The 12,616-nt window shown below is 46.0% G+C and carries 9 protein-coding genes and 2 pseudogenes; 6 read left to right on the top strand and 5 right to left on the bottom strand.

Going from position 1 to position 12,616, the window contains the following annotated elements; all coding sequences use genetic code 11:
- Window positions 1–265: 265 nt before the first annotated feature.
- Window positions 266–457, bottom strand: coding sequence for a hypothetical protein (locus F6J90_RS10580; protein ID WP_293092778.1), 192 nt, complete (start codon window positions 455–457; stop codon window positions 266–268).
- Window positions 458–722: 265 nt separating this feature from the next.
- Between F6J90_RS10580 and F6J90_RS10575 the strand changes: the two genes are divergently transcribed.
- Window positions 723–4,289, top strand: coding sequence for an NB-ARC domain-containing protein (locus tag F6J90_RS10575; protein ID WP_293092776.1), 3,567 nt, complete (start codon window positions 723–725; stop codon window positions 4,287–4,289).
- Window positions 4,290–4,534: 245 nt separating this feature from the next.
- Here the strand turns inward: F6J90_RS10575 and F6J90_RS10570 are convergent, their stop codons facing one another.
- The gene (locus tag F6J90_RS10570) at window positions 4,535–5,422 is read right to left on the bottom strand and encodes a DNRLRE domain-containing protein (RefSeq protein ID WP_293092774.1); all 888 of its coding nucleotides are present in this window, start codon (window positions 5,420–5,422) and stop codon (window positions 4,535–4,537) included.
- Window positions 5,423–5,796: 374 nt separating this feature from the next.
- Here F6J90_RS10570 and F6J90_RS10565 point away from each other — a divergent pair.
- A pseudogene (locus F6J90_RS10565) lies at window positions 5,797–6,075 on the top strand (IS630 transposase-related protein); the annotation flags it as partial.
- A gap of 82 nt (window positions 6,076–6,157) precedes the next feature.
- On the opposite strand, the gene F6J90_RS10560 reads toward F6J90_RS10565, so the two are convergent.
- Entirely contained in the window at window positions 6,158–6,340 is a 183-nt protein-coding gene (locus tag F6J90_RS10560; protein WP_293092772.1) for a hypothetical protein, read from the bottom strand.
- A 127-nt stretch (window positions 6,341–6,467) separates the two neighbouring features.
- On the opposite strand from F6J90_RS10560, the pseudogene F6J90_RS10555 reads away from it, so the two are divergent.
- Window positions 6,468–6,617: pseudogene (locus tag F6J90_RS10555) on the top strand (IS630 family transposase); the annotation flags it as partial.
- 706 nt (window positions 6,618–7,323) lie between these two features.
- Here F6J90_RS10555 and F6J90_RS10550 read toward each other — a convergent pair.
- Both F6J90_RS10550 and F6J90_RS10545 read right to left on the bottom strand, forming a co-directional pair.
- Window positions 7,324–7,959: a response regulator transcription factor gene (locus tag F6J90_RS10550; RefSeq protein WP_293022604.1), complete on the bottom strand. Its 636-nt coding sequence runs from the start codon at window positions 7,957–7,959 to the stop codon at window positions 7,324–7,326.
- Window positions 7,956–9,197 carry a sensor histidine kinase gene (locus tag F6J90_RS10545; RefSeq protein WP_293092770.1) on the bottom strand — a complete coding sequence of 414 codons (1,242 nt, stop codon included), beginning with the start codon at window positions 9,195–9,197 and terminating at the stop codon, window positions 7,956–7,958. The genes F6J90_RS10550 and F6J90_RS10545 overlap by 4 nt, the downstream gene beginning before the upstream one ends.
- 161 nt (window positions 9,198–9,358) lie before the next feature.
- Between F6J90_RS10545 and F6J90_RS10540 the strand changes: the two genes are divergently transcribed.
- The 3 genes from F6J90_RS10540 to F6J90_RS10530 all read left to right on the top strand — a co-directional run bounded on the left by F6J90_RS10540 (window position 9,359) and on the right by F6J90_RS10530 (window position 12,246).
- Window positions 9,359–11,410, top strand: coding sequence for an alpha/beta fold hydrolase (locus tag F6J90_RS10540; protein ID WP_293092768.1), 2,052 nt, complete (start codon window positions 9,359–9,361; stop codon window positions 11,408–11,410).
- Window positions 11,411–11,461: 51 nt separating this feature from the next.
- On the top strand, window positions 11,462–11,704 hold the full coding sequence (locus F6J90_RS10535; RefSeq protein WP_293092766.1) for a hypothetical protein: 243 nt from the start codon (window positions 11,462–11,464) through the stop codon (window positions 11,702–11,704).
- A 293-nt stretch (window positions 11,705–11,997) separates the two neighbouring features.
- Window positions 11,998–12,246, top strand: coding sequence for a hypothetical protein (locus tag F6J90_RS10530; protein ID WP_293092764.1), 249 nt, complete (start codon window positions 11,998–12,000; stop codon window positions 12,244–12,246).
- The last annotated feature ends 370 nt before the right edge of the window (window positions 12,247–12,616 follow it).

The raw sequence follows: 12,616 nt of genomic DNA, 5'->3' as shown, positions 1-12,616 counted from the left end.
GCATAAGCTGATAGCTGATAGCTGATAGCTGAATGCTTACTGGAAAACTAACTTTTAGTGTTTCATGGCACTTAGCTCAATCTCGATATTTCTATCGTGCCTGACACTCACAAACCGAAAGTCTCAGTTTTTGCCTCAGTTTTTATCTTAGTAACTGAAACTCAGGTGAGTTGTCTGTTTTTTTTTAGAGTAATCTCAGGAATTTCTTAGATTTGGCTCAGGTTGAACTCAACAGGATAACTCATGTAGCAAAGGTAACTTCGGATCAGGGAGTCGGGAGTCGGGAGTCGGGAGTCGGGAGTCGGGAGTTGGGAGTCGGGAGTTGGGAGTTGGGAGTTGGGAGTCGGGAGTCGGGAGTCGGGAGTCGAGAGTCGGGAGTTGGGAGTCGGGAGTCGGGAGTCGGGAGTCGGGAGTCGGGAGTCGGGAACTGTAGGTTAAAAACCCGCCCTGCTAGCATAGAACTTAAACAGGTTTGTCTCAGTTTTTGTCTCAGTAGTTTCAGTTATGCTGTGTTTCTCAGATTTTTCTCATTTTTACCTCAAATTCCCTATTCGTTAACCTTCCCTAACTAATTCCATAACTTTCCATAACATTTATACATTGCGTGCCTTTTTGGTCACCCATAGATTAAAGAGTTAGGTATAGTGATGGCTGGATTAGGGATGGTGCCATAGCGATCGGCCCCATGGATTGGGGACTAAGCAAAGCAAGAGAGTGGAGTTATGATGAATTCGGTGCGAGCATCTGAATCAGGACTTAAATTAGTAGACCAAGCTAGACGTCAGAAAAGATGGAACAAAACAGCGGTAGCTTGGTGTACCAGTGCATTTACCTCTAGGGCAACCTTAAGCCGATTTTGGGGGAGACAGTCAATTCGTACTGACACCTTCATGGCCATTTGTAGTGCTGTAGGCGTTGATTGGGAAAAGGTAGTTGAGCCGGATGAGATTGAGATAGACCAGTTTGAGATAGATCAGATGGAGCTAACAGCGCTATCGACAACTGCTCTGGCTGGAATTGGACATCTTGATTGGGGTGGAGCTCCAGAACCGAGGAGTTTCTACGGTCGGATGCAGGAACTGAATACTCTACAGGAATGGATTCTACAGGACAACTGCTGCCTGGTAGCACTTCTAGGGATGGGGGGAATTGGCAAAACCACCTTGGCTGTGAAGTTAGCCCATCTGCTACAGGATAAATTTGAGTTTGTGATGTGGCGCAGTCTACGCAATGCTCCTCCCCTAGAGGAAGTCCTGGCAGACATGATTCAATTTCTGTCTGTGCAGCAGGAAACGAATTTACCTTCGTCTGTGGATGGCAAAATTTTGCGATTGATTCAGTATTTACAGGCGGCGCGTTGCCTGCTGGTTCTTGATAATACCGAATCGATTCTGGAAAGTGGTTCTCGCACCGGTGGCTATCGAGAGGGATATGCTGGATACGGTGAGCTGCTGAGAACTATTGGGGAAACCTCCCACAACAGCTGCCTAGTGATGACCTCCCGGGAGCCACCTCAAGACTTGACCCTTCTGGAGGGGGAAGCCTTACCCGTTCGCTGCTTCCCACTCAAAGGTTTACCAGAAATCCATGGACAGGAAATCTTTAAGGAAAAGGGACATTTTATTGGCGATGACACCCAATGGATGACCCTAATTGAGCGTTATGCCGGAAATCCTTTAGCCTTAAAGATGGTAGCCTGTGCAGTCAGAGACTTTTTTGATAGCAATATTGCTGAGTTTCTGGATTTTTTAAAGGAAGGCTCATTCATTTTTGATGATATTCGGGATTTGCTAGATCGGCACTTTCAGCGCCTTACCCCTACAGAAAAGGAACTGATGTACTGGCTAGCTATCAATCGGGAACCCATTTCTCTTGAAGAACTGCAAGAAGACTTTGTCTGCTACCTATGCGCTACGGATATTTTAGAAGCTGTAGGGTCTCTACAACGGCGGTCATTGATTGAGAAAACCTTGACTGGGTTTACCCAACAACCTGTAGTCATGGAATACATGATTAATCGACTCATCGAGCAGATTCCTGAAGAGATTATTAGTCAAAATATCGCTATCTTCCGCACTCACGCCCTAGTCAAAGCCAGCGCCCCTGACTATGTTCGGGATGCTCAAGTCTGTCTGATTCTAGAACCGATTATTGAGAAATTACTCTCTAGTTTTGGTTCTACAAAACAGCTGGAAAATCATCTCCTAGAAATCATCTCAATGCTGCGCTCCCCGACTCCTGGGGTTAAAAAATCTACTCTCCAGATGGGATATGTCAGTGGTAATACTATTAATTTACTTAGTCAATTACAGATTGATTTAAACGGCTATGACTTTTCTGGTCTGACAGTTTGGCAAGCCAACCTACAGGGACTGACATTACACAATGTCAATTTCGCTGGCTGTGACTTGGCTGGCTCAGTGTTTACTGAAACCCTCGGAAATATGTTATCGGCAGCATTTAGTCCAGATGGGAAAATGTTGGCAATCTGTGATACAGATTTTCAGATTCGCCTATGGCATGTGCAAACTGGTAAACTACTGGTAATCTGTGAGGGTCACACTAATTGGGTACGCTCTGTTGCGTTTAGTCGGGATGGTAAAACCTTAGCCAGTGGTAGTGCTGACCATACCGTCAAGTTATGGCAAGTCACTGATGGCACCTGCTTGCAAACTTTTACTGGACATACTGATGAAGTGTTCTCAGTTGCTTTTAATCCTCAAGGTAATACCCTGATTAGTGGTAGTAGCGACCACACTGTCAGACTTTGGGATGGTGACACGGGTCAATGCCTTAACACCTTTACTGGACATACCGGTTGTGTGAGATCAGTGGCTTTTAGTACTGATGGCAAAACTCTAGCCAGTGGCAGTGATGACCACACTGTCAGACTCTGGGATGCTAGCACTGGTAGTTGGGTTAGAACTTATACTGGACATACCAGTGGAGTACGCTCAGTTGCTTTTAGCACTGACGGCAAAACCCTAGCCAGTGGCAGTAATGACCACACTGTCAGACTCTGGGATGCTAGGACTGGTAGCTGTGTTAGTACTCACACCGGACATAGTAGTGGAGTCTACTCAGTTGCTTTTAGCACTGATGGCAAAACTCTAGCTACTGGTAGTGGCGACCATACTGTAAGGCTATGGGATTACCACACTGGTATTTGCCTGAAAACCTTGCATGGACATACTAATCAGATCTTTTCTGTGGCGTTTAGCCCTCAAGGTAACACCCTAGTCTGTGTGAGTTTAGATCAAACTGTCAGACTTTGGGATTGGGGCACTGGTCAATGCTTGAAAACTTGGCAGGGAAATACTGATTGGGTATTTCCAGTGGCTTTCAGTCCTGATGGTAAAACTTTGGCTAGTGGCAGTAACGACCATACAGTCAGACTATGGGATTATCATAGCGATCGCTGTATTAGTATTTTGCACGGACATACTGCTCACGTGTGTTCAGTGGCTTTTAGTAGTGACGGTCAAACCTTAGCTAGTAGCAGTAGAGACGAAACCATCAGGCTGTGGGATATCAACACGGGAAAATGCTTAAAGATTTTGCACGGACATACTGATTGGATCTATTCGGTCACTTTCAGTGGTGATGGGAAAACCCTAGCCAGTGGCAGTGCTGACCAAACCGTGAGGCTTTGGGATCAGCGTACTGGTCACTGCGTCAGCACTTTGGACGGACATACTAATCAGATCTGGTCAGTGGCTTTCAGTAGTGATGGTAAAACGTTGGCGAGTAGCAATACAGACCAAACGGTGAGGCTGTGGGATGTCAGCACAGGGGAATGCTTGAAAACGTTACAGGGACATGGTAATCGGGTCAAATCAGTCGCTTTCAGTCCTCAAGATAATATCCTGGCCAGTGGTAGTACAGACCAAACGGTACGCCTCTGGGATTTGAGTACGGGTGAATGCTCTAAACTATTACGCGGACACAACAATTGGGTCTTTTCCGTGGCATTTAGTCCCGATGGCAACACTATCGCTAGCGGCTCTCACGACCAAACTGTCAAGGTGTGGGATGTTTCCACAGGGGAATGCCGCCACACTTGCACCGGACATACCCATCTAATCTCTTCTGTTGCCTTTAGTGGGGATGGTCAAATTATTGCTAGTGGCTCTCAAGACCAAACGGTGAGGCTTTGGGACACTAAGACGGGCAAGTGTCTGAAAATTCTCAGAGCTCCCAGACTCTACGAAGCGATGAATATCATTGGAGTGACAGGATTAACTGAGGCACAGAAAGCAACTCTGAAACAGTTGGGTGCGATCGCATAAGTCGGCAACCCCATTAATTGTGCCTAGGTACTGACTTTGAAATACGGAATGTGAGCCGAAACCCAATCCTCCTGCTGAGAATTGGGATTGGTTTCAATATAGCGCTACGCGCAATGGCATTGGCAACAGGCAACAGGCAAAAGTTAACAGCGATAGCTTTTGCTGCTTATATTAATGTCAAACACCTGAATGCGTAGTGCTATCAGAGCGATCTAGAACATTGGTAAGTCGTGGAGGACTAAAGGTTATGGAGCTTTGGCATGGGGCAGACTTGTGCAAGCAAGACCATCTTTGTTCCCATCTAGACGGAAACGATCATCCCCAAAGTAGTTAAACACAGCCTGTGCCTCTTCCTGAGTCTTAAAATCCGAGCAGTTACAATCGGAATTGACACAATCGGGAAGCTCAAAAAGATTGGCTGTATCAGTTTCAGGGTTGCTTTGAACAGCAGGTTTCAGAGTAGCCATTAGTGTAGGAGGGCTATACTCAGTGCTTTCTTTAGACGCAAAAACGATATAGGCATCTGGGGCTTTATATTCTGCACGATTAATCAGAATAGTCACTATGTCATCAGTATCACCTTTGATGAAATCTAGTAACTCAGGTGAGTTAAAGCTAAAAGAATCTCCTGTCGCTATAGAAGCTGCAGGGAGTTTCCCTAAGTAAGTTGTTTGGTTTGAGAGAAATAAATTGGTAGAGTAAGTATCATTACCCGGCGCGTTATTCCAAGTGGTTTTGGTTTCAGACCAATTTTCCTCTACTCCATCATTCAAGCCATAAAACTCAATAGATCCTTTGGTGTTGGGAAGGTTTATCGTACTCAAATTCAGGCTCACATCATCAATACCATCATTCAGCTCACTGAGATCAAATCGGAGGTAAGTTTTGCGGCTATAAGAGACGGTGTTATCAAGCTTGACGACTAATTTACCGTTTGTTCCATTGTTCTGACTAGAGTAGGAACCACCTCGGATAAAGGTGTCTGCTCCATTGCCCGCTGCTGTAGTAATTAGTTGAACATTGGCATTGATTGGTGCTACTTGGGGTTTGTCTACATTTTGTATGCTCTCGCTTTCAGCGTTAACCATGGCTTGGCTTGGAGCGGGGAAGAGCATCACGGCAGGAATTATCAAAACCGCGCTCAGCAGAAAAGCCCATAGACTTCTGAGAGATTTAGGTACCATGTGACGTTGTTGTAATTGGGTTAACAATAATGGTGCATCTATACTATATAGCAATAGGTGCATCTAATATTTGTAAAAAAGATTGGAAGTGTGGGAAGTGTGGGAACTGTGGGGCGGGGGCGCGGGAAGTGTGGGAATTTTCGCCGGAATTCTTGCCTAATTGCAAAAGCGCTGCATCGCTTTATCATAACACCAAAAACTCCTCGGATATCTTGACTACTATTCCCTGTTATCTTTGTCTATTAATCCTATAGTTATAGCAGTCAAAGGAAAGCTTAGTACATACTAGTCATAAAGTAAAGTATTGTTAATCAATTAATCAAATGCCAGTTCCTTACAGTTACGATTTAAGAAAAAAAGTGATTAGTGCTATCGACGATGGCATGGGAAAAACTCAAGCTAGTCGTTTATTTAAAATTAGCCGAAATACAATTGATATCTGGTTAAAAAAGAGAAATGAAACAGGAGATTATAGGCCAAAAGAGGGTTATCAAAAGGGATATAATCCGAAAATAGCTGATTTGGAGAGATTTAGGTAATTTGTCCAATCTCATGGTAGCTCAACTCAGAATGAAATGGCAGAAGCATGGTCAGAAAAGATGTAAGTATTCAGCTATCAGCTATCAGCTATCAGCTATCAGCTATCAGCTATCAGCTATCAGCTATCAGCTATCAGGTTATGCTTCACAGGCTAGAAGCCTGTGCCACGCTACTTGAGGTGCTACAGATGGTGCTTTTGAATAAGCGATGCAGCAAGGGAACAGGGGAGGCAGCAAGGGAACAGGGGAGGCAGCGCGGTCTTGGGGGTTTCCCCCATGAGCGACTGCCGTGGTCTCCCCCATGAGCGACTGCCGTGGTTTCCCCCACTCGCTATTGCATCAAGACAACAGGTAAGCATTGGAATAATGCTGAGTTACTTTAGCTGACGGCACCTCAAGTAGCGTGAGCTTTTAGCTCACGGCTGACGGCTGACGGCTGACGGCTGAATGCTTACGAAAAGATTAGTGATAGCACTATAGGTAAAGCCTTAAAAAAAATCGGTTATACCCGAAAAAAAAACTTACGGTTATCGAGAAAGGAATAAAAAAGGCAAGAGTTTCTAGAAAAAATTTCTAAAAAGAAGCCAGACAAGCTAGTTTACATAGCGGTGCGACAAGGCGCGAGGTTTCCAACTCCTAGGTCGCCGCTCCGCGAACGCCTAGGGAACGCGCACCAAGAGAGGATAAAAAATTCGAGAATTAGTTGAATCAGCCGGTTGTGAACTTCAGGTGCGCGTTCCCTCTGACGGGGTGACAAACAGCCTTAAAAGCTTTACGGGGTGTGGGGTGTGGGGTGATGGGTGTAGGGAACCCACCCCTAACCCCTCCCAGGAGGGGAAGATCAGGAGCTGGCGGAGTGGCGACGGGACGGTTAAATCAGGTTTCGGAGCGATTGTTATCCAATGGCTCACTCCAAATTCGCTTCTATTTTCCCCACACCCCACACCCCACACCCCATACCATGTCTAGTTTAATGCCTTGTTGTCACCCCCTCAGACGTTCCCTAGGCGCGCACCTTACTATTTGCCCCCTATTCTCCTGATTTAAATAAAATAGAACATTATTGATTTTCGATTAAAAATCGATTCAAAAAATCAAAAATAACTATCTAATAGTTTCGTATGTAGATTTAATTTTGCTGTTTATTTAAAAAAATCTATACTAAAAATAGCAATAATTACGATTTTTATTACGTCGAACTCAGGTAATCCTCCGGTGGGTTGGTTCTTGCAGTTTAGTTTTTCCCAAAAAAGCTCTGCCATGATGATTTCCCAGATAAAATAGTGATAAAATAGTTTAATATCATGCACATTAAAGATGCTGATGGGCCCAGAGGGCAGCCTGAGTGCGATCGCGAACATCCAACTCACAGAAAATATTAGTTAGATGATTTTTAATCGTGCCTTCGGTCAGATTAAGGGCGGCTGCAATTTCTCGGTTGCTTTTACCTTGTCCCAACAGCTTCAGGATCTCTAGTTCCCGCTGATTGAATTGAGCATGATAATCTGTTTTTTCCCGTTCAGGTTGGGTATTATTCAGTTGAGAAAACACCTTTGGAGCGATGGTAGGACCTAATTGGCTGTATCCCTGATGCAGACTGCGAATGGCCGCTGCCACCTTAGGTGCTGGAGTGCTTTTAAGCAAATAGCCCAACGCCCCAGCCTGAAGAGACTGGAACACATAGTCATCATTGTCAAAGGTAGTTAAGACTAGAATCCGAATCCAGGGGTAGCGGGTATGGATTTCTCGGGTTGCTTGCACGCCATCACAGATGGGCATCCGCACATCCATTAAGATAATGTCAGGCTGTAACCTCTGGGTGAGGGCAATGGCCTCTTCACCGTGATTGGCTTCACCCACCACCTCGAGATCATCCTCCAGGGACAACAGTGCCGCCAGTCCCTGCCGAAAGATGGGTTGATCATCAGCCAATAGAAGTCGAATCATCGTGGTATCCTAATCTGAATACAGGTGCCTTGTCCCGGTGTGCTATCTAATTGTATCGATCCACCTATCAGCTGAACTCTCTCCTGCATACCCCTGAGGCCAAAACCCTGGGTGGGTTTAGCAATATCAAAGCCAATACCGTCGTCCTTTAGTTCAAGGATAACCGCATCAGCAGAAGCATATCCCCGGAGGTGAATAACCTGGGCTTGACTGTGTTTGCGGATATTTTCCAATCCTTCCTTAACCACACAGTAAAGCTGATGATTGGTTTGTAACGGCAGCTGGGGCAAATCTATTTTGCTTTTAACCGTTATGGATGGGTTGGATGTAAAAGATTCCAGCAGCTGTGGCAGCGCTGTATTCAGGTCAAAGGTCTCTTCTCGCATGGTGGTCACCGCCCGACGTACCTCTTGTACGGATTGGCTGGCCAGCAGTTTGGCCGTGTCTAACGCTGGTTGAAGCTGATTAGAGTTTCGTTCGTAGAGTAGTTGTGCCAGTTCTAGCTGCACATCAAGGGAGGTCAGGGTATGCCCCAGCGAATCATGAATATCGCGAGCAATGCGGGTGCGTTCTAAATCTGCGGCTAGCAATTCAACTTCCTTGGTCAAGGCGATTGCTTGCTGACGACTCCTGTACTCAGCTACCAAGGTTAAACAAAGCAGCGTAATTAGCACACTCAGAAAAATATAGATTACAAGCTCATTGAAAAAAAATTGCGCAATAAATAAGTGGGGAGTCTCTTGAAGGGTTTGTAGGTTTTTTTCAAAGCGAGCTTGCAGCTCTGCCGGTTTTGAGAGATCAGTTAGTAAATCATTCGTTAACCGCCACGCTAAACCTACATGGAAGATAATGCCGACTAAAACAACCGTGATGATCACCTCCCGACGACGTAACAGAAAACAGCTTTTGGCTAAGTATAGAAAAACAAAGAGACTGAGACGTTGATGACTAAAGATTATTGTCAGCAACACACAGGAAATTTCGGCAAAGATATAGACTCGTCGCTGCCACATGGGGCGACGGATTGGAAAGAAAAAGCTCAGAATGGCCAAAACTCCCAATACACAAAAGCTTATTAGGTACTCACTGCCCTTGGTCTCGTCGGGCAATGATTTATTCAGGACGGGAAACAGCAATAGCAGGATGGTCATGATCAAACATGCCCATTCCAGATAGCGCAGGATTTTAGGAATTGAAGGATTAATGGTAGAAACCTGAGGAGTTGTCCGAGCTGACATCAGCTTACCCAATGCTTATAACTGCTTCTACAGCTTATGAAACTTATGGATAAATTTCCATGACAAACGTCATGTATCCATATGACTTTTCGCTATAGTCAGTTTGAAATGGCTCGTTTAATATTGAACCATAAGCAACTCTTCAGAGGATACGGTTTGTCATGAAACAATTTCAATTTGATGCAGGTTTGATGATGTCTATTAGTTTGATGGGTTTTAGCCAAGGCAATCCACCGCTGCCCCTAACGGCAAAAACTGCTAGCGCTGCTGAAAGTCAGACCGCTCTACCACCATTACTTCAGCGGGAACTATTCTTTGGCGATCCAGAGATTACGGGTGCCCAGCTTTCCCTCGACGGTCAGTTTCTGGCCTTTCAAAAACCTCTAAACGGCGTGATCAATGTGTGGGTAAAGGGCATCGATGAACCGATGGAGGCTGCCCGCCCAGTCACCGCTGATGCTGAAAGCCCGATCATGATTTACTTTTGGAGCGCCGATGGTCGTTACATTCTCTACGGCCAGGATAAAGGGGGCAATGAGAATTTTCACATTTATGCGGTTGAAGCTAAATCTTTAGGTGAGACTAGCCCGGTAACCCGCGATTTAACCCCTGTAGAGGGGATTACGGCCATGATCTATAGCGTTCCTAAACGGACTCCCAACCACATCATTATCGGTCTTAACGAGCGCAATCCCCAGTTTCATGATGTCTATCGTTTGGATTTGACAACAGGCGAGCGGACGCTGCTGATTCAAAATGACGAGAATATTGCCCTCTGGACAACCGATTTAGACGGTAATGTGCGCATCGGCTATCGCCAAACCCTGGAAGGGGGGCATGAGATTCTGGCGGTGCAAAAAGACGGATTAACACCTGTTTACACCTGTCGAATTGAAGAAACCTGTGTTCCCATTCGCTTTCATAAAGATGGCCAACGGGTGTATCTGATCAGCAATCGGGATAGGAATTTAATCCAGTTAGAGCTGCTCGATCTTGAGAGCCAAGAGAGTCAGGTGGTGGAAGTTGATCCTGAAAACCAGGTGGATTTTGGCGGTGCAGTGTTTTCAGAAGCGACTGATGAGTTGATTGCTACCTCCTATGTTGGCGATCGCATCCGCATCTATCCTCAAAACGACAAGATAGTGGCTGATCTAGCCTTTCTTCAGCAACAGCTGCCCGACGTTGATATTGTGTTGCAATCCCTTACCCAGGATGATCGCTTTGCCTTGATTGGAACCCGGAGCGATGTGAATCCCGGGTCTACTTATCTATTTGATCGTAGTACTCAAACCCTGGAAAAACTCTACGATGATCGGCCAGAGCTCCCCAACGAACATTTGGCCACCATGCAGCCGATCCGCTATACAGCCCGTGATGGTCTAGAGATTCCAGCCTATCTGACCCTGCCCCAGGGGGTAGACCCAGTGAACCTACCGGTGATTGTCATGCCCCACGGTGGACCTTGGGGACGAGATATGTGGGGGTACAGGCCGTTTACCCAGTTTCTCGCTAATCGCGGTTACGCCGTTCTCCAACCCAACTTTCGAGGGTCTACTGGCTATGGTAAAGCCTTTCTCAATGCCGGTAACAACGAATGGGGCACGGGTGCGATGCAGCATGACCTGACCGATGGCGTGCAGTATCTGATTGATGCAGGGATTGCCGATCCGGAGCGTGTGGGAATTTTTGGTGGCTCCTATGGAGGCTATGCCACCCTAGCTGGTTTGGCATTTACACCAGATATCTATGCCGTTGGCGTATCCGATGTGGGGCCATCGAATCTGATTACCTTGCTCAAGTCAATTCCTCCCTATTGGGAGTCGATCAAGGCTACCTTTGCTTTGCGGCTGGGAGATCCGGATGATCCGAGGGATCGCACCCGTCTAGAAGCCCAGTCACCCCTGTTTTCCGCCGACCAAATTCAGGCCCCACTAATGGTAATTCAGGGAGCCAACGATCCCCGGGTTAAGCAAGCGGAGTCAGACCAAATTGTGGCCGCATTGCGAGATTTAGGCCGACCAGTGGAATATCTGATTGCCCCCGATGAAGGCCATGGTTTCCGTAAGGAGATCAACTCGCTGGCCATGACAGCTGCATTAGAGAAGTTTTTAGCTGAACATTTAGGCGGACGTTACCAGGCCGAGATGTCTTCAGAGGTACAGGCTCAACTAGAAAAATTAACTGTTGATATTGACACTGTCACAGTTAATTAATCCAGTAAGCCTGAGATTGTTGAACTTGACCCAGCAATTTATAAGCCCTATGTGGGAACCTACCAATTATTCCCTAATATGCAGATCGCTATTCGAGTCGAGGAACAACAACTACTCGCCCAAGCCACAGGGCAGGAAGCGTTTACCCTTTACCCTGTTTCAGAAAGTGACAGCTCCCACACTGACTCTTTGAGTTCAGTGTGGGCTTCCCAGCCAATCCAGCTATTGCTTAGGAGGCGCTGGGCTTTAAGAACGGACTGCCCTGCCGCTCTGTTTTTTTGGTCTTTTGTTTAATAATGTTTGACCAACTTTCCAGCATTTTCGGCTTTGAAAGTCAGTATTTTGACTATAACACATCGATTGGTCTTTTGTGAAAGACTCTCTGCTAAATTCTTGGCTCAGGTTGCAGATATCACGATTCAATTCAATTTCTCAGCAGATGAAACGGTTAACGGACTAACACTTTATCAAGGGGGTCAGGAATTGATTGCATCCAAGGTGAATTAATTGAATAGATTGAGATTGGGGGCACACTGCTGTGTGTCCCGTGCAAAATTGCTAACGATAGTAACGAGGAGCCTCTAGTTATGGAAACAGAAACGACTCAACGTACTGCAAAACAAGTATTAACTCAGGCGGCAGCAGGTGCGGCTGCCGGATTACTGGGGGGCATCGCTATCATGTCTATCTATCGATGGATTTGGCATGTAGAGATATCTTTGAATACAATAATGCTTTTAAGCATAGGCTTCTCCATTTACTGTGGAGTGTTATCAGCTTGGCTAGGGAAAAGATTCTGGAATTTACTCGGTACTTTTCTCAGCCATATCAGCTGATAGTTGGTTTGGGGCAAGGCCTGGGGTGTGGGGTGTGGGGTGTGGGGTGTGGGGTAGGCTGTTCACTTTGTGCGATGGCCATAGCTTAAACTTCATGCACTTTTTGTCTGATAGTATGATACATTGCATCTCTTGCTAGATATCCATTCTGGGCGTTATCGCCGTACGCGATCGCCTTTGGCGCGGCTTCGCCGATCGCAAAGCGTGAGCAAAGCTTAATCCTGGTGTGAACGATCTCCCCCTAAAAAGACTCATATAAACAGCCTAGGCAAGGCCCCCTTAGAGCTGATTCGTAAAGTAAATCTTAAGAAGTCTGAAAGCCTTGCTATGATTGTCTTTTCGGTATTAAATAGTTCAATTGTTCTATTTT

Source organism: Moorena sp. SIOASIH (assembly GCF_010671925.1).
Classification (GTDB): domain Bacteria; phylum Cyanobacteriota; class Cyanobacteriia; order Cyanobacteriales; family Coleofasciculaceae; genus Moorena.
Note: the sequence above shows the minus strand (reverse complement) of the source record. Positions and strands in the feature narration are given on the sequence as shown.